25 protein-coding genes are annotated in these 24,289 nt (G+C 50.2%); 15 read left to right on the top strand and 10 right to left on the bottom strand.

The window, feature by feature from the left end; translation table 11 throughout:
* The first annotated feature begins 3 nt into the window (after positions 1-3).
* The gene (locus MOV14_RS06230) at positions 4-183 is read left to right on the top strand and encodes a hypothetical protein (RefSeq protein WP_318536474.1); all 180 of its coding nucleotides are present in this window, start codon (positions 4-6) and stop codon (positions 181-183) included.
* On the opposite strand, the gene MOV14_RS06225 is transcribed toward MOV14_RS06230, so the two are convergent.
* Positions 159-1,991 (bottom strand): phosphoadenosine phosphosulfate reductase domain-containing protein, encoded by a 1,833-nt coding sequence (locus MOV14_RS06225; RefSeq protein ID WP_318536473.1) that lies wholly within the window; start codon positions 1,989-1,991, stop codon positions 159-161. The genes MOV14_RS06230 and MOV14_RS06225 overlap by 25 nt on opposite strands.
* Positions 1,992-2,450: 459 nt before the next feature.
* On the opposite strand from MOV14_RS06225, the gene MOV14_RS06220 reads away from it, so the two are divergent.
* Both MOV14_RS06220 and MOV14_RS06215 read left to right on the top strand, forming a co-directional pair.
* Complete coding sequence (locus MOV14_RS06220) at positions 2,451-3,989, top strand: DNA topoisomerase VI subunit B (RefSeq protein WP_318536472.1); 1,539 nt, start codon at positions 2,451-2,453, stop codon at positions 3,987-3,989.
* Positions 3,979-5,109 (top strand): DNA topoisomerase IV subunit A, encoded by a 1,131-nt coding sequence (locus MOV14_RS06215; protein WP_318536471.1) that lies wholly within the window; start codon positions 3,979-3,981, stop codon positions 5,107-5,109. The genes MOV14_RS06220 and MOV14_RS06215 overlap by 11 nt, the downstream gene beginning before the upstream one ends.
* Positions 5,110-5,191: 82 nt before the next feature.
* Here the strand turns inward: MOV14_RS06215 and MOV14_RS06210 are convergent, their stop codons facing one another.
* The 4 genes from MOV14_RS06210 to MOV14_RS06195 all read right to left on the bottom strand — a co-directional run bounded on the left by MOV14_RS06210 (position 5,192) and on the right by MOV14_RS06195 (position 7,144).
* The gene (locus MOV14_RS06210; protein ID WP_318536470.1) at positions 5,192-5,440 is read right to left on the bottom strand and encodes an Lrp/AsnC ligand binding domain-containing protein; all 249 of its coding nucleotides are present in this window, start codon (positions 5,438-5,440) and stop codon (positions 5,192-5,194) included.
* A gap of 66 nt (positions 5,441-5,506) precedes the next feature.
* Positions 5,507-5,647, bottom strand: coding sequence for a hypothetical protein (locus MOV14_RS06205; protein ID WP_318536469.1), 141 nt, complete (start codon positions 5,645-5,647; stop codon positions 5,507-5,509).
* Positions 5,640-6,740, bottom strand: a complete 1,101-nt coding sequence (locus tag MOV14_RS06200; RefSeq protein WP_318536468.1) for a hypothetical protein — start codon at positions 6,738-6,740, stop codon at positions 5,640-5,642. Before MOV14_RS06200 ends, MOV14_RS06205 begins: the two co-directional genes overlap by 8 nt.
* Positions 6,741-6,745: 5 nt before the next feature.
* The gene (locus tag MOV14_RS06195) at positions 6,746-7,144 is read right to left on the bottom strand and encodes a hypothetical protein (RefSeq protein WP_318536467.1); all 399 of its coding nucleotides are present in this window, start codon (positions 7,142-7,144) and stop codon (positions 6,746-6,748) included.
* Positions 7,145-7,572: 428 nt separating this feature from the next.
* On the opposite strand from MOV14_RS06195, the gene MOV14_RS06190 reads away from it, so the two are divergent.
* From MOV14_RS06190 to MOV14_RS06155, 8 genes are all read left to right on the top strand, one after another.
* Positions 7,573-8,664, top strand: a complete 1,092-nt coding sequence (locus tag MOV14_RS06190; protein WP_318536466.1) for a hypothetical protein — start codon at positions 7,573-7,575, stop codon at positions 8,662-8,664.
* A gap of 166 nt (positions 8,665-8,830) precedes the next feature.
* Positions 8,831-10,852 carry a hypothetical protein gene (locus tag MOV14_RS06185; RefSeq protein WP_318536465.1) on the top strand — a complete coding sequence of 674 codons (2,022 nt, stop codon included), beginning with the start codon at positions 8,831-8,833 and terminating at the stop codon, positions 10,850-10,852.
* Entirely contained in the window at positions 10,849-11,367 is a 519-nt protein-coding gene (locus MOV14_RS06180; protein ID WP_318536464.1) for a hypothetical protein, read from the top strand. The genes MOV14_RS06185 and MOV14_RS06180 overlap by 4 nt, the downstream gene beginning before the upstream one ends.
* Positions 11,364-11,603 carry a hypothetical protein gene (locus MOV14_RS06175; protein ID WP_318536463.1) on the top strand — a complete coding sequence of 80 codons (240 nt, stop codon included), beginning with the start codon at positions 11,364-11,366 and terminating at the stop codon, positions 11,601-11,603. Before MOV14_RS06180 ends, MOV14_RS06175 begins: the two co-directional genes overlap by 4 nt.
* Positions 11,600-11,878: a hypothetical protein gene (locus tag MOV14_RS06170; protein ID WP_318536462.1), complete on the top strand. Its 279-nt coding sequence runs from the start codon at positions 11,600-11,602 to the stop codon at positions 11,876-11,878. Before MOV14_RS06175 ends, MOV14_RS06170 begins: the two co-directional genes overlap by 4 nt.
* A gap of 2 nt (positions 11,879-11,880) precedes the next feature.
* Positions 11,881-12,447, top strand: coding sequence for a hypothetical protein (locus MOV14_RS06165; RefSeq protein WP_318536461.1), 567 nt, complete (start codon positions 11,881-11,883; stop codon positions 12,445-12,447).
* Between the two features lie 151 nt (positions 12,448-12,598).
* On the top strand, positions 12,599-12,805 hold the full coding sequence (locus MOV14_RS06160) for a hypothetical protein (protein ID WP_318536460.1): 207 nt from the start codon (positions 12,599-12,601) through the stop codon (positions 12,803-12,805).
* Between the two features lie 61 nt (positions 12,806-12,866).
* Positions 12,867-13,988: a TGS domain-containing protein gene (locus tag MOV14_RS06155; protein WP_318536459.1), complete on the top strand. Its 1,122-nt coding sequence runs from the start codon at positions 12,867-12,869 to the stop codon at positions 13,986-13,988.
* Here the strand turns inward: MOV14_RS06155 and MOV14_RS06150 are convergent.
* Positions 13,985-15,463 (bottom strand): hypothetical protein, encoded by a 1,479-nt coding sequence (locus MOV14_RS06150; protein WP_318536458.1) that lies wholly within the window; start codon positions 15,461-15,463, stop codon positions 13,985-13,987. The two genes, MOV14_RS06155 and MOV14_RS06150, sit on opposite strands and share 4 nt — an antisense overlap.
* Positions 15,464-15,837: 374 nt before the next feature.
* On the opposite strand from MOV14_RS06150, the gene MOV14_RS06145 reads away from it, so the two are divergent.
* Together MOV14_RS06145 and MOV14_RS06140 are read left to right on the top strand one after the other, a co-directional pair.
* Positions 15,838-16,626: a hypothetical protein gene (locus MOV14_RS06145; protein WP_318536457.1), complete on the top strand. Its 789-nt coding sequence runs from the start codon at positions 15,838-15,840 to the stop codon at positions 16,624-16,626.
* A complete protein-coding gene (locus MOV14_RS06140) occupies positions 16,623-17,111 on the top strand; it encodes a hypothetical protein (protein ID WP_318536456.1) in 489 nt (162 codons plus the stop codon). Before MOV14_RS06145 ends, MOV14_RS06140 begins: the two co-directional genes overlap by 4 nt.
* Positions 17,112-17,190: 79 nt before the next feature.
* Here the strand turns inward: MOV14_RS06140 and MOV14_RS06135 are convergent, their stop codons facing one another.
* The 3 genes from MOV14_RS06135 to MOV14_RS06125 all read right to left on the bottom strand — a co-directional run bounded on the left by MOV14_RS06135 (position 17,191) and on the right by MOV14_RS06125 (position 18,532).
* Complete coding sequence (locus tag MOV14_RS06135; protein ID WP_318536455.1) at positions 17,191-17,442, bottom strand: hypothetical protein; 252 nt, start codon at positions 17,440-17,442, stop codon at positions 17,191-17,193.
* A gap of 209 nt (positions 17,443-17,651) precedes the next feature.
* Positions 17,652-18,011, bottom strand: coding sequence for a peptidyl-tRNA hydrolase Pth2 (gene pth2 / locus MOV14_RS06130; RefSeq protein ID WP_318536454.1), 360 nt, complete (start codon positions 18,009-18,011; stop codon positions 17,652-17,654).
* A gap of 23 nt (positions 18,012-18,034) precedes the next feature.
* A complete protein-coding gene (locus MOV14_RS06125) occupies positions 18,035-18,532 on the bottom strand; it encodes an adenosine-specific kinase (RefSeq protein WP_318536453.1) in 498 nt (165 codons plus the stop codon).
* Positions 18,533-18,872: 340 nt separating this feature from the next.
* Here MOV14_RS06125 and truD point away from each other — a divergent pair, with 340 nt between their 5' ends.
* Complete coding sequence (truD, locus tag MOV14_RS06120) at positions 18,873-20,207, top strand: tRNA pseudouridine(13) synthase TruD (RefSeq protein WP_318536452.1); 1,335 nt, start codon at positions 18,873-18,875, stop codon at positions 20,205-20,207.
* 398 nt (positions 20,208-20,605) lie between these two features.
* Positions 20,606-23,005 (top strand): tRNA(Met) cytidine acetyltransferase TmcA, encoded by a 2,400-nt coding sequence (locus MOV14_RS06115; RefSeq protein WP_326403619.1) that lies wholly within the window; start codon positions 20,606-20,608, stop codon positions 23,003-23,005.
* Here MOV14_RS06115 and MOV14_RS06110 read toward each other — a convergent pair.
* Positions 22,989-24,041 carry a hypothetical protein gene (locus MOV14_RS06110; RefSeq protein ID WP_318536450.1) on the bottom strand — a complete coding sequence of 351 codons (1,053 nt, stop codon included), beginning with the start codon at positions 24,039-24,041 and terminating at the stop codon, positions 22,989-22,991. The two genes, MOV14_RS06115 and MOV14_RS06110, sit on opposite strands and share 17 nt — an antisense overlap.
* Between the last annotated feature and the right edge of the window lie 248 nt (positions 24,042-24,289).

Here is a 24,289-nt window from a genome sequence, read left to right as displayed (position 1 = left end):
GGTATGGCGTACGTACCTAAGACGCTTGTCCTAGGTCGCTGTGTCAGGTGCGGGAAGAAGATCTACAGAGGAGACGAGTACTTCTTCTGCGAAAAGTGCGGTGTTTCGTACTGCCCTACCTGTGCTAGGAAAACATTCGGTAAATGCCAAATATGCGGTCAGCCGCTCGTGAGGCGCCCGTGAAGCTTGAGCGTGTACTCTGCAACAGGGCATTTCCTCTGACACATGCCGCATCCCAAGCATCTTTCCTCGTCAACGGTTATTCCCCCGTTCGGGTTCAATGATATAGCATTTGTAGGGCACCAGTTAGCGCACTCTAGGCATTCCACACAGTAGAAAGCGCGTATAACAACCCGGGCTAACTCCTCTTCAACATCTTGTGAGGCCTCGCTGACCTCTACAATTAGTTTGTTGTGCTCGACCTCTATCCTCTTCGCTGACGACCTTGCCTTTCTTGACGTATAGAGTAAGTTGCTGAACCTATCTCCGCTGAGCTTTGTCCGAGGTTTGTCCACCTCAAAAATCATCACTTTCCCAGAATGTTTCCACGTTACTCGTGCACCTCTCCTGACAGGCGTCTCACGTAGGTTCAAAGCGCGAAGTATGTCTTTAGGCGGGTGTACCCACCTCCAGAGCCCGTAGCGTACCCAGTAGTCTCCGAGCGAGTTTTCGCTAGCGTATTCTTGTAGAACTTTCTCCCAAGTCGAGTAAAGTGACTCGTTGACTCGTTTCGCGAGTTCGAATTCACCCATTTCAGTTGCAGGACAAAGCCAGCAACCGAGACGGTCTAAACCGTAGTAGTAAAGTGGATTGGGTAACAACCTCTCCCTAAAGATGTAGAGCCATACATCTAGTGCAGTCCAGTCCTGTATAGGAGACGCGGCTACAACGTTAGGCAACCACGTGTTCCTCCAGACTCGAGGCGAAAGCGCGCGTTGCATGGATTCAAACTTCCTCTGACCCACTAGGCTCAGTACTCCGCTCGGAAAGAGGTTTTTCAAAGCACGGGCTGTTGGAGCAAACTTAGTGACCTTGCAACACCACCTGAAGTCTCGCGCAGGGGGTCCCATTACGGAGACCCCGCGCCAGAAGGCATTGCCGGCATCCGCAACAATAAGCTCCACGCCCATGCGTTCACATATCCTATGCGCGTATTCTACAGTTTCCGGAAACTCTATCCCGGTGTCATTGAATAAAACCTTGATTTTCTCGCTTCCAAACGCTTTAACCGCAAGGTTGAGGGTTACGAGACTGTCCTTACCGCCGGAAAACGACACCACTACCGGGAGCCTGTACTTCTTGTGAATCTCTCTCAGGAAGGATATTGCCTCAATCTCCTTTTCAGCTAGGTATTCTTCGTGAAGCCTCGTCACCTCCCACCAGTCCGGATCCCTCTCGAGAATACCGTAGGGTCTGCTAATCCATGTTTTCAGAACGTAGATCCTTTCATTTCTCAGAGGCACTCCGACGCCCAGCAAGCTTAAGTCGCGCGTTGCAAGAGCTACGTACTCATCCCCCCTGGGCAGTACATATCTCTCAAGGTGTTTTTGCTTCAGCACAAATCCCCTAGCTAGCTTTTCTAGCCTCGTAACGGCATAGAAACCCACCTCTTCTTCCACCATCCTTGAGACAGTCATATACAAGGGGCGGAAACGCCAAGTACCTCTACGTATGTCGTAGACGACGTGGCCTATGACCTGAGCGTCTAAAGCGAGCTCAACTCCATAATCAGGGTACATCACCTTGTTCGCCAGCATCACTTTTCTTTTCTGCAAAACCTCGTCAACACGATGCCCCGATTTGGAGAAGTAGTCTTCAATAACCCCCCAAACGTGTTTGTAGAAGTATCCGACAACCGGCCACGCGTCCCCTGGGGGCGTTAGACTCAGCGCCACCGCTAAGTCCCCGCGCTTGTAGGCAAGTGGGCTGTTGAGCTTCAGATCCCAATATAGCTTAGCGGAAATCCTCTTCAGTACGCTCGCATTCGGCACATCTACCCCTTCAATACCAAGCTCCAAGGCACCTTAATGGCTTTTCATGAGCTTTACTTTGCCACGAGTACCCTGCTTAAACCTGCGCTTAGCAAGTTCATCCCTCCACTCATCAACGAGCCCTCTTCCGGTTTTACCTGCCTCAGCACCTTCAGCTCCCGTCTAAAGTTAGTTTGCGAAAGGGTTGCATGTTTGAGGCTTGTTAAACGATACGTATTTCTAGGAAGCTATGTAGTCCAACCGTAGTATGCTCGTAATACCCGCCGCAGCGTTGTTACTCATTGCAGCGATTGGGTACCACCTGCGCTCAGCCAGAATCTCTCAAGCTAAGAGAAGAAAAATAAAACTTTATGGACCTCGTGTAATCATTTAAACTTCTAAAGCGTCTCTTGTTTGAAATTAATTCTTTTTGAAATCAGGTTTATCTGGGCTTTCTTTTCAGTCGAGTGGGGAAGATAATTGGAGAAGTATCGTGGATTATCGCCGGCACAGTTCTTTCATAGAAACAAGGAGATAGCAGGTTTCTCCAATCCAGCGCGGGCTCTATACCAGACTGTACGTGAGCTGGTTGAAAACTCCCTGGACGCCACTGAAACCCACGGTATTCTGCCTGACATAAGAATTGAGATCTCCCTTGATCCTAACAACTCTGAGAGAGTGACAGTAAAAGTCACAGACAACGGAACAGGCATACCAATACATGAAATCCCGAATGTTTTTGGCCGAGTGTTTTACGGGTCTAAGTACGTAGTGAGACAAACAAGGGGTGTCTTTGGACTTGGAGTAAAAATGGCCGTACTCTACGCGCAGATGACGACGGCTCAGCCGATCTATGTCAAGAGTGCCCCAGTGAACTCCGAGTTCATAGGCGAGTACCTGCTATACATAGATGTCGACAAAAACATACCGCACATTCTTAGAATGAGAATAAGGAAGAAGGACAACCCTAAGGTTCATGGAACTTCCGTGAGGCTCACACTTGAGGGCTCGTGGGTACAGGCAAAGAAGCGCATTGAAGAATATATTAAGCGAACCGCGCTCATAGCCCCCTATGCAACTATAAGGTTTAAGACACCTGAGGAGGAAGTCGTCTTCAAAAGGGTCACAAAAAAACTTCCTGAGCCACCGAAGATAGGTCAGTACCACCCGAAGGGTGTAGATGTCGAAGTTCTCAAGGAGCTCACAAAAAACATCCAGGATTCGAACACCACTTTGAGGGAGTTCTTAGTTAAAAGCTTTGAAGGTGTGGGTGAGAAAATAGCGCAGGAGTTCCTTCAGTGGGCTGGTTTCGATCCTTCCCTAAGGGTAAAGGAGCTCAGGCTTCAGGACCTCGAAGCCCTTGCTTCAAAAATGCGCTCGTTCGAGGGTTGGCGCCGTCCTCGACCCATTACTCTCTCACCGATAGGGGAGGAACTTTTAAAGGAAGGAGTTAGGAGCACTCTGAAGCCGAGCTTCGTTAAAGCTGTAACTAGACCTCCCTCATCTTACGGAGGACACCCGTTCATAGTCGAGGTTGCAGTTGCTTATGGTGGGGAAATCCCGCCTCAGGACCAACCAATGATCCTGCGTTTTGCAAACAAAATGCCTCTGCTGTACGACGAGGGTGTCGACGTTTCCAGAAAGGTCGTTGACGAAATTGATTGGAGCGTGTACAAAGTAAAGTTCCCGGCTCCGCTCGCGGTAGTCACTCACGTCTGCTCTACGAAGATACCCTTTAAAGGTGTGGGTAAAGAAGCCATAGCGGACGTTCCCGAAATAGAGCATGAGCTGGAGATAGCTATTAGGGAGGCTGCCAGGAAGCTGAGGTCATATATAACGAGAATGGAGAAGCTCCATGAGATTCAGAAAAAAGAGTCCACGATTAGGCGTTATATGCCGGAAGTCGTCGCGGCAATCGCGGAGGTTGCCTCAGTAGAGCCTACTTTACTTGAAAGGAAGCTCGAGGAAATTCTTTTGAAGGAGCTAGGGAAGAAGAAGGTGGAGCAATATGTCGAGTAGGAAGGGAGGAGTTCAAGCCCCCTCAGAGGAGGAGGTCATTCGAAAGCTCGAGGAGCTCGGAAAACGCGTGGCAGACCAGATTCTGAGGGGTCAGCCACCCTACCTCGAAATACCCGTGAGAACCCTCGCTAACACCATTTGGGACAGCAAGAAAAAAATGCTCTTGCTAGGCCCAAGGACCGCCCGAAGGGAGTTCTTTGACGTAGGTGAGTCGAAAAGGTTCATGCAGACCGTCCTGATGCTTAAACTCATTCTGGAGGCGCGAAGAGAGGGTGTTCACCCAACAATACGTGACCTCTACTATCGTGGCAAGCACACACTCACGGATAAAAATGGGAGGCCTCTCGGGGAGAACACTTGGGACGATCAGCGTGAGAGTAACGCAGTGATACAGGATATAGAGGTAGCTACAGGGCTTCTTCGAGAGCACATGGGCTTAATGCACGATGCCAAAGGCAGAATCGTCGGACGCATGACGATCAGAAGCAAAGGAGAAATCATAGACTTATCAAGGCTCGGTAGCGGTGCCTACGCTATTCCTTCGAATGTGGATAGCCTCGAAATACTCGAGGTCAAGGCGGAATACGTGCTAGTGGTCGAGAAAGGCGCTATCTTCGAGCAACTGAACGAGGACGAGTTTTGGAAAAAGAATAACTGTATACTCATCACGGGGAAAGGGCAGCCCGATAGAAGCACGAGGAGAATGGTTCGCAGGCTATGGGAGGAGTTTGACCTGCCAGTGTACGTGCTAACTGATGGCGACAGCTACGGTTTCTACATCTACAGCGTGTACAGGAGCGGATCGATAACCCTGAGCTACGAGAGCGAGCGCCTCGCCACCCCCGAGGCCCGCTTCCTGGGTGTTTCAATTACAGATATCGAGAAATACAAAATACCTAGAAACTTCATAATCAAGGCTACTGAGAGGGACATTAAGCGCGCGAAAGAACTCTTAAACTACCCGTGGTTTAAGGAGTCAAAGAGGTGGCTCGAGGAGCTCAATCTCTTCATAGAAAAGGGGCAAAAGGTTGAGATAGAAGCTCTCAGCGGTCACGGGTTCAGATTTCTCTCTGACTCCTACATCCCAGAGAAGATAAACAAGGGAGAGTGGATAATTTAGGGCATCGGATTACCCCTAGAGTGATTCATCTCGGGGTAAAATTATCCCGGAGTATTTATCCACTGGTACTGGAGTTCTGTCACTAGCTTATCTCCTGAGAGATAAGGGTTGCTGTTTGTTCGATGAATTTTAGGCTCCTGATATTGGAGATAATTCTGTCTAAATCCGAAAGCGATGGGGCTTCAACCCTAACGACTATATCCCACAACCCGTAGGTCACATCGACGTCGCTAACAAAGGGTATTTTCATTATCTCACTCGCAACCTCGTACTCCTTACCTGGCTTCGTGGATACAAGTATGTATCCTTTGACCATCTTCCGGGCTCTCATACTGAAGCTAGCTGAAATATAAATTGTTTACTCTACAGCTATGAGAAAAATTATTCAATGTGACGGCTATGTGCTTATAATGATTAACTTGCCATTCTCAGCGATGTATACACTTTTTGTGGATAAGCTCATCTGAGCAGGATTTAAAGCCATGAGCAAGAGTATAAGCGCAACGAGCAGTATAAGCGCGTAGATGGCCTTAGACATTCCCCCCACCGAGCAAGGCGCCCCCAAAAAAGCTACCTAAAGTTATTGCCAGTGAGGCTATTGGCAACCAGAGAGCGGTGAAAGCCGGCGATCCGGTTGATAAGACGCTTAGCCCTACTGAGTACACGGCGACTGAGGCCAGCAAGTACATGTCTATTGAAAACTGAACTCCATGTGTATCCTCCACCGGCACCCACTGAACAACGCTCTCCATCGGTAACCTATTGAAGATGCTCTTAACTATCGCTGAGGCGAAGCCTAGGAGGAACAAAGTTACGAGGTTAAGCGCCGCGCTTGTGAACCCTTTCCTGACCAAGTTTCTGTGAAAACGATGAATTTTCTCATAAGTTAATAGCAAAAGACTGGGGTCTTCGATGCCCCATACGGAAGAGAAGTAGACCGTTAGCCTAATGCTTCGGCTTAAGCCCAAAGCCGTCTCTGCCAGAAGAGCTTCGGGTGAAACTGCCCGAAAAACGTGCCCTGGGGACTGCAGCGAACGAACGAGTATCTCCCTGTTTTCTTTAAGTTCATTCTCCACTGTTTTCAACACCCTAGCGGCTAGGATAGCCAGTGGTAGGCACGAGATAGCCTGCACCGCCAGCGCGGTTTCAACACCTCTATACAATAGTACCGCCACCGACGTTGCGCTTATGAGTAATGGAGCTGTTGCCAGTTTCAAGCTCCTGGGTAAGCTCAACACCCTCGGATGCAGGTCCCTGTAGAGTACTACGAGGACAGCGTTTAGGACTAGGAGGAGTGGCAGGGTTCCCTGGACAACTCCAGGTCTAAAAAAGCCTATTGAGTATAGCATGACCGGGGCCACAAGAAGTGTGATGTTGAAAACCTCCCCAAGCGTGTCAACACGCGATGAAAACGACTCGAGCCTGAACTCTAATTCTCTGATAGCTCCCTCGAGCGACGTGCGTATGCCTACCCTTGACCCAGCTTTCTCGTCCTCCACGATGACTCTTCTCGTCTCGTCAGACAGCCTGTAGGATATTCCTCTACTTTCCAGCCATGCCAGGACGTGGCTTGGAGGAGCCTCCGTGAAGGAGAGTAGAAATAGGACTTCGAGCTCACCTAGCTCAGCCATCTTTTTTATCCTCTTACGATTGAAACCTTGTATACACCGTAGTTGGTTACGATGTACCCTGTTACAGCACTCGTGATCTGAACGGTCGTTGAGAAGGTGGCGGTGCAAGTGCTCGTGGTCCCCGCTGCAACAGTTCTAGGATTGCAGGTTAACGGCGCTCTTAGGTTGTACGTCGTGATCGTGAGGTTAGCATTTGAGAGATCTGCCGTCGAGGTTCCAACGTTTTGGAGCCATAGCGTAACAGTATAGCTGTTACCCGTAGAGGTGAGAACAGCATCGCCCGCTTGAACCAGAACGGGGCGGCTCGTGGTCGCAGAGGCAACGGAGTAGATGAAGTAGCCTATAAGAGAGACGACGGCTAGGGTGATTATGACCATGATGCTTCTACCGACTTCTTCGCTCACGTTTTCTCACCCAGAGGCATAATGGCCTCGTTTATAAGACGGAGACAGAAGAGTTCTCCTTTGGAGCTGTTTCATATCCGGAGAGCGTGCGGTAAGCGATGCAGCTTAGGAAGAAACTACTCGTATTTGCGGCCACGCTGGTATTTTTCCTTACAGCACTAATTACACTATCTACGATACATTCGAGGCAGCAGCCTCCTTTGAACTCTCCGGAAAGCCTTAGCGGTAGTATAACTCCCCGAAATCAATCCTCAAGCGTTTCGTGCCAGCTGATACTGTATGCTAACATCGAGAATGCCAGTGTAGTAGTGAACCGAAGTTTGTACAAACTTCCGGTAACATTAAAAACCAAGTGCAATACTACCCTTGTCGTCGAACCACTCCCTACAGGGATCTATGATCCTGTAAATTCATCTGTTGCAATTCAGGTGGGCAGGAACACTACGACGTTTCTACGTTACCGAAAAGCCTATGCAAGTGTCACCATCAAAGCTAACTACCCACTGCTGGTAAACCGCTCTGTCATAAATAGCGAGACTATCTTCAGGGTGAAGTTTAACTCCACGCTCAGCTTCGTCAGAGCGTGCGCCGACGCCGGCAACTACACGGTCCTTTGCTCCGATAAAATCAGGGTGGTGAGGGGCAATGTTACGGAGGAGTTCCGGCTGAACGCGACGCTGACTTTTTCTGAGGACGCGGTGGTCAGCACTGAGGGCGCAACGCTCTACGTGCTGGAGTTCAGAAACGTCGTCGTTCCGGTAAGCGTGAACGGCTCGCTCTACAGCGGGGACTTCGAGCTGAGGGTTCCCCCCAACTCGACCATCGTTGCCGAGGCTCACGGGGGCGATGACAGGGGCTGCTTCAGCTTCAACGACACGCACCTAATCTGCCCCGTGAACTGGACGACTCCTACAGGCGTGTACCCCTTCGGGAGGTACATGGTCTACAGGGCTGTGAGGGGAGGGGTGCTGAGGCTCAACGCCCTCCTCCTGCCGCGGGAGCACAGGGTGATCGAGGGCGAGGTTTACGTCAACGGCAGGCTAGCTCCAGCCAAGCTGATCCCCGGGGACAGGTACATGATCATACCGTTCATCGGGAACTACGAGTACTTGGGCAACGCGACATGGCGCCTGTGGGGGGATCAAGCCCTCTTCTACCTGCAGATCCCGACGAACTGGACTTGGGTCACGGTGAGGGTTCTCAAGGTGAAGGCGAAGCCCTTCATGGGCGGGTACATGTCGCAGGATGTATGCGTCGTTGTTAGGAACGATGAGGTCTACTTCTCCAAGGGCTTTCCGCTGCCTCACGAGGGATCAGCAACCATAATCTTCGAGAAGAAGCTCATAGACCCGAGCGACCTTACAGTAAGCTGGCAGAGACCTCCCGGAGTATGCTATGGTTGTGGAAACGCCGTCGCGGGATATGGTCCTGGTTCGAGAACATTCGAGGGCGTGGAGCCTTACTGGTTAGAGGTGAATGTCTATGGGGAGGTGGTGGTGCAGGTTGAAGTCGAGGTCTGAGTTACTCTTCCTAATTTTTCTACTGACTACGCTTCTTTTGGCGGGCAGGTTTTCGGGAAACCCCGGCTGCTCTTGCCAAACTGGTCCTGATGGGGGAATTGCCTGTTCGAGCGATTGGCTCACCGACGATAAGGGGGTAGGGGCGAGGCAGGATTGGACGTGCAGCATGTCTTGCTCGAAGCTGACCAGCTTTCAGAGCATAAACTGGGAGTACTTCATAAACAACGTCCAAGTATCGTTTTCCCCTTCGAGCGGTTCTGGTCATGGCACTCACTCGTATTCTGGGACCTCCTCTGTAAAGCTTGACGAGTGCTACTACGATTCGAGCGGCAACTTGGTTTGCAAGAACATATTGAGCCCGTCTCCGGTTACAGTGAGCAAGAGCTTTCCTTTCATGGCGTCCTTTGGAGGCGTTTACGACGCGCACGATAAGAGCTTAAGAACACTGGACAGCGGCTACTACCTTTTCAGGGTGGGTTCAAGCAGGTCATCTTTCAGCCTCCACTTCGAGCTTTACTGGGGCACAGGGAAGCTTGTCCAGAACGACATTCACTTCACTTACAGCAGTGCGGGTGGCAGTCCACCGCCGACAACTTACACTTTGACCGTCGCGGCTATGATCGTGAACTTCACTTTGCCTCAGGGTGCGGCGGTGAGCGGTAGCCTGCAAGTCTCTGGTAGCCCTGTTTTAGGTACTCTTACGTTCTCTGGTACTTCTTTACAAGCGTCCAAGAGTGCTACGGCCAGCTCGGGGACAAGCTACAGCGAAACCGTTCCTCAGTCCCTCGTGCTGACGCTGACCACCAGCGGGACAGCGATAAGTGTCAGCAACAAGTACGCCGATGCCTACTCAGCGGTATACTACTCCAGCGACTACTACACAGGGAAGTTCAACGTCTCTGGCTCCTGGAGCATAACATATCGGGGAGGCGCCGTCAGGGTCTGGCTGGACGCCTGCACGCAGGGCGGCTCCTGCAGGAACCTCTACTACTCGGGCTTCGTTTACAGCGGGTCGGGCTCATTCACGGTGAGAAACGCCCGGCTGAGCAATGAGAGACTGAGGCTGACGATCGGCTATGGATACTCTGCCTACGTTACCGCATCCGTGACGCTGAGCAACTCCTCCACAAAGACCTTCTACTTCGCCTACTGGGACACACCGTCGGGCAAAGTGTACTCTTCTACAGTGTCCGGCTCCCTGATTTCAAGCTTGAGGCTAACGGCTATCTACTCACCGAGCGGGAGCATCAACGCGGCTCTGGCGCTTCTACCTGGCATGGACTTTCTCCCACACAATACAACGCACTTCATCCCACTAATGCCGGGGATCTATACTGTCGAGACGAACGCCACGGTAATCCTGCTGGATGCAAGCGCCACGCGTATCTACTCGGTTAAGGGCTTAAACGCCACGGTAAAAGTCCTTTCGGCCTTCGGGGAAACCGCTAAAGTCGGGACAACCAGGAAGGCCAGCAGGCTCCCAGCAGCTACCTTGCCTATCGTTCTAATCGGTAACCAGACATTTTACCTGTTCTCGCTTACCGCCCCGGAGACTCCGAATTTAACAATCTACCTCAAAGTAAACAACTCAATTTACATCTACAGGGTCATAGCACCCCGAATAGAAATCACAGAGATCGATTACGGCTGGGACGCAGTAAGGATACATTTCAACGCGTATCCTTCCTGGGAAAACTACAACATCACAGCACTACTTGATGGAAAAGAACTGTCTTCCGCTACAGCGAGCGCGGGCGTGCTGGAGGTAAGGTTTGAGGAGCTTCAAGACGTGACCACTCCTAGGTCAATTGAGCTTGCACCCTCGTGGGGTGGGCGTCTAGAGATTCCCGGAGAAAGGCTAAAACTTCTCTTACTACCCGTCGCAGTTGAGCTGAGCTTCCGCAGCGGAGGCAGTGGGCTTGTTCTAACAGCCTCAGAACCTCGGGTTCTAGGAGTGAATACTACGCTTAGGCAAGAATTGATCGCGGTAAATGAGACACCGAATATGGGGAACCTCTGCATAAAACTCGTGAACGCCAGCAACCAGGCAGCGTGGCAGGTGTGCGTGCCTTACCCCTATGTAGCCGAAGTACCCTATCCCGACACAAGCGGGCACTTTCTGGAGGTGGTCTACGTTCCTGCTCCTACGAAGCGAGTGATCGTTTTTCCGTGGTGGGAGCGATTATGAGCGATGTTTTGAAAATCGTGATACTTGTAACCATTTCTGTCTCTATCCTTGCCACTATTTACATGCACCTTCGATCAGCAAGACCCATTGCACACCTTAACTCGTTTAGCCTCGTGACGCTAACGCAATCCGATTTCATCGACTTCAACTCACGAATCTATTTAAACAGCACACAGTGCCGTGTTGTCGTCAACGGTCTTCAACTATTGACCTTTGAAGATCCTGAGCTCATGATCCCGGATTGCGTAGCAACCCCTTTGAACACTACATGGATTAGCGTCAGGAGGATGAATGATGAATGCCTGCTCTTATTCAACTCGGTTTTCCGCGCCGAAAACGCCACTCTGATTATATTTAACGCAACTGAGCGCGGTTGGACTGATAGGCTGTGCTTGACGAAGTTGACAAGGGAAGTCCGCATTTACAATCCACGGATTGAGGTCTGCGGCTCCTTCTTCTCGCTTGATGGGCCTATCGTCTTAAAGCTGGTTTTGATAGAGGTGAAGAGGTGTTGAAAAGCGTCGAGGAGGCTCTTCTAACAATCTTCGAAGTTCTATTACTTGCTAGCGTCCTGGTATTTGCGCAAGATGCTTCAGTAGACAGCGACGTTGTGCACGTTCAGGGCTTGCTACCCCCCGGAGCGTGCACAACGGTTTACTCGTCGAAGCCCATAACCCTCAACGGAACGCAGCGCGGCAACATCATCACCGTGTGCCGCAACCACTCGAGCATCGTGGTGGTCGAGCCATGAGGGAGGTGCAAGCCGCCGTGGTTGCGGTCATTGTCCTCCTTACGCTGAGTAAGGCTACTACACTTATACTGCACCCGCTCTCTGTGCAGGTTAAAAACGCGAGAAATGCCGCCGCAATAGCAGCATACGTTATGCTACACTCTAACTGTAGCGATGTCACCGAGTACCTTAGGGAAGTTAACGCTACAGCCCCCCTTCCTGATGCCACCACCGGGTTCGTAGCTGTTTGGTGCGGTGAGGAACTCCGAACCTACTCCTTCTCCTGGAGGGGGTAGCCGTGCGTAGGCGTGGTAGTGCCGCTCTGATAGCCGTAGCTGTCCTGAGCTTGCTGATATTGAATTTACATCAGGAGGAAACTTACCGGGTCATTTACGAGGGCGAAGACGTTCATGCACTACTCCTGATTACCGCGCGTGAGGCTTGCAAGAGTCCGGATAAAGCTGCCATGCTCTTTGCGCGGGCTCAAACCCTCGCAAAACACGTTAGGGTAAAATCGTACGCGGTTTCAGTTATCGAGAACTCTTCTAACTACGAACGAGGGACTCTGCTGTGCGTTGCCAGGGTGAGCACCAGCCTCGGCGAGGATACTTTCGCATTGAACTACACCTACAAGCTCGTAGGGCTCCGCGTAGACGAGCTCACGGGCCGCATACTCAGAATATACGCCGTGAGCGCTTACCAGTATTTCAAGTTGCCCGTGTACAACTACACGATACGAATAAGCATTACACTCCAACCTCTGTGCCCGCACGACTATGTCAACGGCGATTTAGCAGTGAGGGGACTTGGGCCGTGCGTAGTGGCCGACAAGTGGGGGCTAAAGCTGGTGATCCCAGGTGGATGAAGCAGTCCTAGCTCTACTCCACCTGTTGGTTTCGGGTTTGGTCTTTGCGTATTGGCTTAATCTCTACTACTTCTATGGCTTTCGGCAATCCCCTAACACTGCTCTCATCCGCGATATATGTTTCCTACTAGACTCACCGAATGGAACTGTCGTGAACAGTGACTACTACCTTGATGGCTGCATAGCGAACGGCACGATCGTTTCTAGAGTTCCAGTTTCAAGCATGTGCTTGATACGGATAAACGCGACAGCCGTACGCGGACCATTCTCAGGCGAAGTGGCGTGTTCCGTTGGAAAAGTTCGCCTGAGGCTCGAGAAGAGCAACGGGATTGTCGTTATTAAGAGCAACGGAGAGTGAAGACTCTGAGCTCTTGTCGAAGTCAACTTTTAAAGTCAAAGATCCCTCACTAAGTTCTGGAATGCCGACAAACCTCCCCGCTGAGGCCAAGAGTAAGTGGAAGAAAGCAGTCGAGGCCAGAACACCCGAGGAGAAGCTCCAAGCGCTACAGGAGTTCCTATCAGCAGTGCCGAAACACAAAGGCACCGAGAAGCTTAGGATGCAGGTGACGCGGCAAATAGCCGCTTTAAGGCGGGAGATCGAGGCTAAAAAAAGGAGAAAGACTGGAGGCGGGGAGCAGTTCTTTGTGGAGAAGGAGGGGGACATACAGGTCGTTTTGCTCGGACTTCCTGCTTCTGGCAAAACTACGCTTTTTCGGTGCTTAACGGGTTTAGAGGCCACAGAGGCCCGGAAACCCGTCCCTGGAATGAGAGTTTGGGAGGGAGTCTACTTCCAGATCGTCGATACGCCGCCATTCCTCGGAGATGTGTCAGCTCAGGCCAAGCTGTTGGCGCTGGCGAGAAACGCTGACGCCCTCATGCTCGTGGTCGATGCTCTGGGCGATGTGGAGTACCAGGCCTCGACGCTTCTCAGCGCGTTAGAGGAGGCTCGCATTGCCGTGAGGAGGCCCGAAACCAAGGTGGAGATCGAGAGAAAGGCGACCGGTGGAATCGTCGTCGTAGGCGAGCTAAAGGGTGCCACTCTCCAGGATGTTGTGGCGCTTCTGAGGGACTACGGTATATACCACGCGGTGGTGAAGATCCAAGGCAAAGCTACACTCGATGACATTGAGGAGAGCGTATTCGGAGAGATTTCTTACAAACCATGTGTTATTGTTGTTACGAAGTCCCCAAGCCTCGATAAAAAGGTAGAGCATTACCTTCAATCCCTATCCGTACCCGTGCTAAGTTTTACCTCATGTGATGATTTCGACTTCGGCAAAGTCGCTGAGTATTTTTTCAGGGAGCTTGACTTAATCAGGATTTATACGCGAAACCCTAAGTCCGGCGAAGTTGAGGAAAGGCCCGTGGTTACAAAAAGAGGAACAAGGGTTATAGAGCTCGCTAGACTCATACACTCACAGCTCCAAGAGAATTTCAAATACGCATTGGTTTGGAGCAACAGATTCTCATTTAGCCCTAGACGCGTGGGGAAAGAGTTTGTACTAGAGGACGGCGATATCGTTCAGATTGTCGGTGGCTAGAAGATAACGCGGATAGCTAGGCCAATGCCCATACCTATAGTGAACATTATTTTAAACCCCTGCAGCGACACACCCTTGAGAAAAGCTGTGATATTCAGAGCTAAGGCAACCGCGGAGAAGATCACCATCAAAACCACACCATCAATGCTCAGCAGCTGGTATAATGCTGAGGCCAAAGCTAGACCAGCAGGGTGCAATACAGTGAACGATGCCGGGATAAACAACCAGGAGCCTCTGTTGAACAAGGACTTTGAAAAACGCCGTTGCAACAGCGTTACGAGGAGCGCGAGAATTGGTAACAATAAACTTGCCTGAGTACTCTGAACGGGCTGCTGAGGGAGCTGTATTGAGCTAGCTTCAGCCTGGAGAAGTGCGAAAGCGAGAGGCTGCGAGAGTAGAGCTACGGCGGCTACCGGGGTAAATGTGCACTCGTCGCTTTCATATCGAGGCTTGATCAAGTTTAAGTAAAGGCTCGCGAGGACCCCGGGAATGGCAGCGATAATGAAGGGGGCAACAGGTAGGCTTAACAGCCTAAGTTGCTCTGGGAGAGAATACGAGACGAGTAGAACTACATAGGATGCTATAAAAGGACTTAAAATAAAGCTTCTTCCTTCCACCTGCACTACAAAAGCAGAGACTAAAAGAACGTTTAACAGGAAAAAGGCTATGTAGAGCGGGAAGCCCGTTCCGAACACTATGAAGAATGCCAGCGTCATTATTAAGAGAAAGGATGAAGTCATCAGTAGAGTTGCGCTCGCCTCGCCCTCCTTTTTTCCCGTATTCACAGCCAACGAGTAGAGAAATAAAGCCGTAAGGGCTCCAACCATCCCAAAAGGAACACCGAGGAAATACTCAAGGGAAATATAGAACATCAAAGAGGCTTGAATGAATGTTGAACTAAGCATGATTAAGACACACAGTGGTGCAATTACGAACATATGAGGCTCGCTGGGGATGAGTGCAGCAACCAAAACCCCCGCGAGTACGCCTATCGCTGACCAACGTTGAATACCCGGCTTCTCGCTTAACATGAACACCGGGTTTGAAGGCGACTCGAGCTGAACACTCCCTAGCAGGTTTCTCACCAGAATGCTTCCGAGTAGCATAGCCGCTAAAAAGACTGCGAAGGCCAAAACGTAAGGAACTGTTAAACCTTCACCCCTAGCCATGAAATCGTTTAGGAACGGGGACGCGATCTGACCACTCCTGATGTCTTCCTCGAGCATTTTAGCTGAGAGGAGCACGTATGGAGATGCCAGCACTGCAACCAAGGAAGGGGCCAGCAGAGCAACGCCACCGTCTATGCCGCGCCTCTCAGCCACGGCGTGAAGAATGTAGATGATCGGGAAGATCAGGAGCAGTGAGGGCGCGTCCAATCTCGGTCCCAGCCACGTGTAAAGCCTCGCAACTAGACCAGTTACCAGCAAAAGCACACCAAGGGCGAAAACGTAGTCAATCTTCCTTAAACAAGGCACTGGACGCACCCTTTTTAAAGTTATTTCCTAGTGCCAGCTTCTTACTTACCGAGGCTAGTACAGGGCAACCCGACCCCCCGGACTTACAGTAGCTCAGGTACTTCTCGCCCAAGGCTCTCCACTCAGCCACACCAATAAAAACGCAGCGAAATCCCCGTGCGGTTTGCCGAAAGTACCTACACGTGTTTCCCTCTCCGCTCATCGCAGATCACTTGACTATACTGGGGTTATTGTAGGTTACCTAATGTTTTGCGATAACTCAAGCTTGCGGCTCGGAGTTTTGGCGAAGCCATACAGTAAAAATACCTTGAGATGACGGGCGAGTTATTCAATACTAATATATCGCCCCTTATTGCGTGTAAATTCGAGTTTGAATGGCTTCGAGTGGAGTGTGTCCAGGTCTTTACAAAGACGCAAGGGGAAAATTCTACTGTAAGTACGCGGGCGGCGCTGAGGTAGATCCAGCCTTCATGCCATGCTTGATGGAGTACTGGGACTGCCCCTACTATGTGCAATGGACTAAGAGAGAGAAAGCTGAGAGAGAGGAGGTAAAGCCTGCTCCCAGCGTTAGCGAGCAGGTTACAGCACCACCGCAACAGCTTTTGGTATCGGCCGAGCCCTTAGCTGGGGTGCCGCGCTACGAGGAGCTTTCAAGCAGGCTGGAAAGCCTGATTAACCGTGCTTCCGAGCTATCTAGAGCCTGGGAAGAGTATGAGAAGGCGGCACGCGAAGTCATTGAGAGCTGGGAAGAGCTACGGGATACTCTCGAAAAAGAGCTTTTGGAGATCGATAGCTCTCTCGAAGCGTACATATCCGAGCTGGAGCGCATTGAACTCAAGCACAAGCTGGGTGTCTTAGATGACAGCCAGTTCGAGGAGCTTAAGTCTGAGCTCGACAAGAAAATCGACGAGAAAACTGCTGAAAAGGAAGAGATTCGCAAAAAGCTCGACGAGCTTGACAGGTTAGTTATACCTCATTACAAGCGCGTGAAGGCCGCGGAGGTTAAACCCGAGATAGCCAAGCTCAGGTTGGCTTTGAGCAAGCTCGAGCAGAAGTATAGGGAGGGTAGCATAAGTGAAGAGGCTTACAAGAGCGTTAAAACGGAGCTCGAGGCTAAGCTAAAAAGGCTCGAGAAAATACGTGAAGAGGTGGAGGAGCAGTGAGTTCGTTCAGCTACGAGAATCTGGAGCAATTTTTCGAGGATGCTGACAGGGCTTGGAGCGAGTACACCGAGACTGTGAAGAGATGCCTGCTCGAGTGGGAGAGACGTAGACCCCTCCTGTCTGAGAAAATAGCCGTGTTGAAAGCCCGAATAGGCTCTAACTTGAAGGAGATTGAGGAGCTGAGGGTGAAAGCAGATCTAGGGATTATCGACGAGGAAAAGGCTCAGAGGAAGATCAACGCACTTTCCGAGGAATCGGTCAATATGATACATGAACTGGAAACAACATGGCTGACCTTTGAGAGAAACGTGTACAAGGCTATACTTCACATGCGAAGAATAGGTCTCCCTCCAGACATCTCAAAGGAGGACATCGAAAGTAAGTTGAAGGATCTGGAGAGTAGTTTTAAACGTGGAATAATAAGTTCTAAGGATGTGTTCGATGAGCTTAAACAGCTTCTAGATGAGCAACTGAGTTTAATATAATTTTGATCCCATTACTTCTCATGAAGCAGTTTCTGAAAGCCGTTATAAGGTCAGCACCAAAGTAATAGTCCGAGGAAACTTACCCTTTTTCACCGACATCTACTTTTCTGACTCTTTTGATAGACAACTTTACTTTACCGTCACCAACCTTCTCCACTCTTATACTTTTGGCAGATATTGACCCTCTACGCACGGCCGCCTTGGTCATCCTCGCTACAAGCTGTGTGAAGTGGGGTCTGCAAAGATAGATAGCCTGTCCTCCAACCTCAAGAATTATTTCTGCTTGACGTGTGCATCCCTCTAACATGCAGTTTTGCGTGTCATCCGCCATCTTAATCACTCGATACCAGTATTATGGCTAGAAATGCTATTTTTAGCTTTCCCTTGTAGGTTGCTTAGCACAGTGACTGCTCCAATTAAGGCAGGTTATCTAAGCTCGCCCCTAAGGGGCGAGCCTCGGACTAGCAAGAAGGTTACATTAGTTACATTTTTGCCTGTAATCGTATTCCGGCATCTCGTGGTCTCCTCGGTAAGACATGCCTAAAGAAGCTTGAGCCGCCTAGTTATCGGGTCAATAAGATAGGATGGAGCTGGCCCAATGGCAACGGCTGTAATAGTTCCGGGCTCTAACTGCGTAAGACCCATGTCTGTTATGAGCGCCACCGGGAGGCCTGATTTCTTCGCCTCACTGTACACCTGCAGAAGCTCTTCCAAGCTATCAACTCGAACGACTATTTTCTTCTGCCCTGTTGCTAACCAAATACGCGCCCACTCTGGGCGCGACTTCTCGGCCTCTAGAAACGCACTGAGTGAGGCATGCGCCCCCTGTGCAACAAGCTTACCCTTTCCCATCTCTAAGTCTCGTCTAATAACAATAACCTGTTTCAGTTCTTCCGCCAAGTGCTCTCACACAGGCTCTGTGCTCACGCACGCTTATACCCTATTTTCCTGAGGAGCTCAACACGCTTGCGCTTCTCCTCCTCGCTCTCGACTCCTATGACGTTGTAACCATCAACGACGCCTAAGATGCCTCTACCTTGACTGGTCTCTGCTATTATGACTTGAACAGGGTTTGCTGTAGCGCAGAATATCGAGGCGACTTCCTGCACCATCTTCAGCTGGTTAAGTACATTTATAGGCCATGCGTCTCTTATCAGCAAGACGAAAATGTGGCCAGCACCTATGCGCCGCGCGTTTTCTATAGCTGCGTCGATGAGCTCCTTGTCATTGCCATCCCACCTCACGAGCCTATCTCCACTGGCCTCGTTGAAGGCAAGCCCGAACTTTACGTTAGGAACGCTTGTAACAACCGCCTCAGCTATGTCTTCTACACTCTTGATGAAATGAGTCTGACCGATTATAATGTTAGACTTTTCGGGCAGAAGCATCTCCACGACATGTATTTTGACGGAGTTCATCATTACGTAGAGACCCGCAACATGGTTGAAAAAGCTTACTCCTCATAGCTTCCCGTAACATACTTAATTCTAGACTTACTAACCAGGCCAACGTGACAAAGGGGACGTTTAAGTAAAACCTTAAGGTAATTACTTAGAGTTCATGCCATTTCGTTTACATACTTAGTCAAAGCCCATTAAGAGCACAGCGTTCGTATCAGCCCTAGCTAGGAGGTTTTGCTGTCTTGCACTCTTATACTTTGGAGTGGACCATGAAGTTCCCGACAACCGGTTTGGTAGACCTTTGAGGACCCTATATATGCGCAGAAAAACATAACCCAGCGTGCTTTACATTCGAACAAGTATGGTAGTTGAATCCAATGTTGAGCTCGATATTCTCTTAGAGATGAGGTATTATGGCTTGGATGGAGACGGCATTGGAGGGTCTATTAGACAAGCAATCGAGGACTTCGTGGTTTACGAGATAAGCGTTGAGGGCGTAAAAGCGTCTTCAAACTGCTCAGAGATACCGCAAGGCGCAGGAGAGTACACGTGGGTCGTTGTTGAAAAAAGGGGTGTTGACTCTATAACGGCTTTAAACAAGGTCCGTAAGTACTTCGGGGTTAAAAAGTCAGACGTAGGAATTGCTGGCCTGAAAGATACTAACGCTGTGACCTTCCAATTCGTATCCATTAAAGGAGATATACCGCTCGACGCTATAATAGCTTTCAACAGTTCGAGCCAACGCGTGAAGATCCACTGCCCTGTCAAGAGACCGTTCCACTTGAGGCCCGGGCTTCTTTTCGGGAACCATTTCATCGTGAAGGTTAGAGGTTGCAAGACGGATAGCTTGGAGGCCATGCTGAACAAGCTTACAGAGGTAGGGGGTGTACCCAACTACTTTGGGTACCAGAGGTTCGGAAGTATACGTCCCATAACGCACATAGTTGGACGGCACATTATTCAAGGAAGGTTCAAAGAAGCCGTAGAAGAGTTGTTACTGAGAATCTTCCCCTACGAGTCCACTAAAGCGAAGATGGCTAGAGAGTACCTCGCATCAACTGGCGACTATAAAGGGACACTCGAAATATTCCCTAAGAGCATGAGGAGCGAGCGCGCCGTGATAGCGCATCTAGCACGAAGACCAGGAGACTACGTGGGGGCTATCCGTAAAATATCTGGCTATGTGAGAAAACTGTTCGTGGGCGCCTATCAAGCCTACCTCTTCAACAAGGTACTTAGCAGGAGAATTGAGCATGGGCTTTCATGGGTTTACGCATCGCCGGGCGACTACGTAGGAATAACGCTGGGTTCTCCAGGCTCCGGTCACACGCCTGTCCTCGTCGCCAATGACACAAACATCGAAAAAGTCAACAAACTCATCCTTGAAGGTAAAGCGACCCTATTACTTCCCGTCTTCGGCTACAACACTCACTTGTCGCAGGGAGTACAAGGGGAAGTTGAAAGAGAGGTCTTGAAAGAGGAGGGTCTAGACATTGGCAGCTTTTATATAAAGAGCATCCCAGAGGCTTCGTCAGCAGGAACATATCGTCCAGCTAGTCTATCGCCACTGAACTTGCGTGTAGAGGTTGGCCAGGATTACGCAACGTTCTCCTTCACGCTAAAGAAAGGAATGTACGCTACAACACTCCTCCGCGAGTTCATAAAACCGAGTAATCCTGTCGAACAGGGGTTCTAGCCCTCATCCTCCTCTTGTGAGCGATGCTATTTTGGCCTTATCCCTCGATTTCTTCCGCGTGCTATCGGAAACTTTGCGGTTTACTGCAGATTACGTAGGGACACACCGCTAAGGCGATAAGGAGGCTAACTACAGCCAGGTTTGAAAGGAATGTCCTCGGTGACATGAAAATTGTACTTGTGACTGTCATAAAGTTGCTTACCGGGCACAGACTGTGCGAAAAATGTTGAGATACCATAAGCCGTCTTGCGTGACGGTGAACTCGTTGTGGACGCCCATGACTACTCCTAGAAAAGAGTCTCAGACTGGAAGCCTCAGAGGGTCGGTTGTGCTAAGCGAGTCAAGGTAGTGCGTGGTATTTAAGTTACGACCTATAGTGGAGCAATAGGGGCTTAGTTATGCCGCTGATCCCACAAGAGCACTTGGACGAAGTGCGAGAAGAGCTGATTATTGCTAAAAAGGCTAATCACAGGCGCTTGTTAGTGATATACAGTGATGACGACTCGAGGCTCATCACTGCTGCCTTAGATTTTCTCTACGAGATTCGAGACCTCGTTAGAGAAGGCGAAGTCCTTTACACATATCATTCCTTTTACTCCGACGGCTCCATGAGGCGAGACCTCTTTGCCAGGGGGGCACCGAAGGACCTTGACATTGATTACGTTTCATACCAGAACCTTGATGTCATACTCGGCAAGACTTACAGCTCATGCATCGCAGACCTCATAAATAACCTAGAGCCGAACGACCTTGGCAGGCTAATGGGCGTTGTTGAAGGAGGGGGCTTGTACATTCTGCTTCTGCCCTCGCCTAGTAAGTTAATGGAGCTAGTCACGAGGTTCCAAAGTAACTTAATTGTCCCAGGCTATACGGCTAATGATTTGAAAAGATTTTTCATGAGAAGATTCCTAAACAAGCTCTACGCGCACAGCGGGATAGCGATCTACGATGCCGACGCCAGGTACTTTGTGAAGAAGTTCGCTAGGCTACAGACATCGCCATATGCTCAGAGAGCAATAACTTACCCTGAAAAATCGAGGATACCAGTAAAGGTTTACAAGCTCGCTTTAACGCAGGATCAGGTCGAGGTACTTAAGAGGTTTGAAGAACTCTACAAAAAGTCCGAGAAGAAAAAGGTTATCGTGCTGACCGCAGACCGTGGAAGAGGAAAATCTTCGGCTGTTGGAATTGGTTTAGGATGGCTCGTTCACAGGTTACGCAGAGCCAAGGGGAGATGCCGTGCGGTTTTGACGGCGCCTAGCGAGACAAACATTCAGGAAGTTTTCCGCTTCGCTCGAAGAGTGCTCGAAATGTACAAACACCCGATTAACGTTCACTTCGTTGATGACTATACTGTCAGAATAGAGTCAAAGGGCATCGAGGTTGTATACATGACACCAATTGACGCCATGAAAACCAAGGCTGATATCTTGGTGGTCGATGAGGCCGCCGCAATACCTGTCCCGCTACTTTTCAAGTTACTGGATAGATACGATAAGTTGGTGTTCTCCTCCACTATTCATGGGTACGAGGGGTCTGGCCGAGGCTTTTCAATAAGGTTTCTGAGGCGGTTGAGGTCGCGTGAGGATGTTGAAGTTCTTGAGTACGAAATGGAGGAACCGATACGCTACGCGCCTCAAGACCCCATCGAGGCTTGGGCGTTTGATACCCTGTTACTGGACGCAGAGCCAGCCACCCTCACCGAGGAAGACCTGCGGGCCATCGAAAACAGAGAAATCACGTACCACACTCCCGACGAGGCGGAGCTGTTCTTGAAAAACGAGAAAGAGCTTCGCGAGTTCTTCGGAATCTACGTTATGGCTCACTACCGTAACAACCCCAATGATCTTGGAATAATGATGGAAGCGCCTCACCACTTTATCCGGATGGTCAAAACGTCAACTGGGAAGGTCGTTACCTCGCTGGAGCTCGCCGTGGAGGGTTCCCTAGGGCCTGAGCTGTCGCGGGAGTCCGCAAAAGGGGCCTGGCTTATGGGTAACATAATACCTGATAGGATTATTAAACACTACAAGCTCCTCGACTTCGGAGATTTGAAAGGAGTTAGAATCGTCCGGATAGCCACGCACCCGCAGGTTATGAACAAAGGACTCGGCAGCTTCGCCCTAGCTGAACTAGAAAAGGAGGCCTTAACCAAAGGCTACGACTGGGTAGGCGCCGGATTCGGTGTTACGGAGGAGCTACTGAGATTCTGGGTTAAGAACGGTTACACACCGGTGCACCTGAGCCCAGAGAAAAACCCCGTGAGCGGCGAGTATACAGTCATCGTAATTAAACCCTTAAGCGAGAGAGCCCGGAAGGTTGTAGAGGTCATAGCCCGCGAATTTAAAGAAAAGCTCCTCGACTCTCTCCCCTCCCCCTACTACGACCTTGAGCCCGAGACGGCCCTCCTACTCCTTGAAGCCACTCCCCGCTTCCAGGCGAAACTCGACCTAACGATTCTGAAGAAGGCAAGATTCCTCATGTACGCGTGGAGCGACATGACTATCGAGAACTGCATGGACGTGATGAACAGGCTGGCTAAACATTACTTCAAGTGCATTGATCCCCCGGAGCTTACTCGTTTGCAGAAGCTCTGCTTAGTATCAAAGGTCTTGCAGGCTAAGAGTTGGCACGCCACTCTAGAAGATCTCAAGATAACAATGCCCCAAGCGACCTCTGAGCTAAAAGAGGTAGCGAGAATATTCTCTAAGGCGTTCCTTGGCGTGAATAGCCTGGACGACGCGATGAGATACTTCTACCTGACTTTAAGCGACGTAACGTCTACTCCTCCGGAGTAATAACAGCTACAAGCCTCGCGCTTTTACAGCAGGAGAGGCATAAACCACACCTGTCACATTTTTCCGATGCCACGAGAAAGTCTCCCATGATGCCCGTTGCTTCACCCTCACGGGTAAATGCTCTAAATGGACAGACGTCAACGCATTGTTGTTCCTCTCGCAGGTTGAAGGCTGGTCTCATTCTCTCATGTATACTGCTCCATCTAACTAGAAACTCGTCGCCGAGCCTTTTTACCTGCGGAAAACTCGCGACGCGATGCAGTAATGCGGTATCGTACAGGATAATGTCAAAGGATCTTTCAACCGCAAAGTCCCCCAGTAGATGTTCTGGGATGTCGCTTATGTAGGCAGAGGGGACATCGCTGGTAGTGGCGAGCTTCGCCCATATAAGTGCATAAACCTTCGAGAGGTAGGTCGAGTGCACTCTAAAAAACTCATTCCCTAACGAGTAAACCACATGCGGGGAGAAAATCACGGCCCCGACACCTATTGTCTTCAGATGTCGCAAAAATTCCTGCGTAGGAGGGGCAGCTGGGCTCAGTTTGACAATGACAGGTCGTGCCGACTCCGAGACGAACTCCTCCAACATATCGATAACATACGATTCAAATCCCCTGCGACCTCCAGATAAGAGGTACGTCAGTCCGAGGTCTATTTCAAAGCCGTCAACCTTATCGGCAAAGCGCTCAGCAAGCGCCCTGAGTGATGAGAGGCGCGAGGAGGCAAACGATGCTACAACCTTAGCGTCACTGCGCAACTTTAAGGTTTGAGCTAACCTTTCAGCTTCTTCCAACGAGAAAGAAAAGGGCCTCGTCATTATCATATAGTCGTTCCAAGAATTAAACTGATGCACCCAAATCCTAGCTCTCCAGTCCTCTTCAACTCTGATATCTGATACTGTTGGAAGGAAAAAGATAGCGATATCATCTAGTTTTTCGGCATTTGACTCCAGCAACTTGTAGAGTACAACATCATCGCTACTTAGGCCCCTACGTGCTCTAAGTGGCAGACCGGCGAAGTAGTAAGCTTTAGCCACAATTGCCTCGCAGGATCATGAACAGCAAAACTACTTAAAAGTCTGTCCCATGTCTCGTCTCTCATTAGTACGGCACCGTACTTTATAAACCTCCCAGTTTTCCTTCATGATCTACTAAGGCCCTATCAAGCTTCTCGCGAATCGCGAAAAGACTAGAGATTGAGGCTGAAGTCTCGTGGTGCCGCACCAGGCTCATCAGCCACTACGTTTTTAGAGCTTTTCGGGTCCTATTTTACTGATGATGAGGA

The organism is Infirmifilum sp. NZ (genome assembly GCF_022693705.1).
GTDB lineage: Archaea > Thermoproteota > Thermoprotei > Thermofilales > Thermofilaceae > Thermofilum.
Note: the sequence above shows the minus strand (reverse complement) of the source record. Positions and strands in the feature narration are given on the sequence as shown.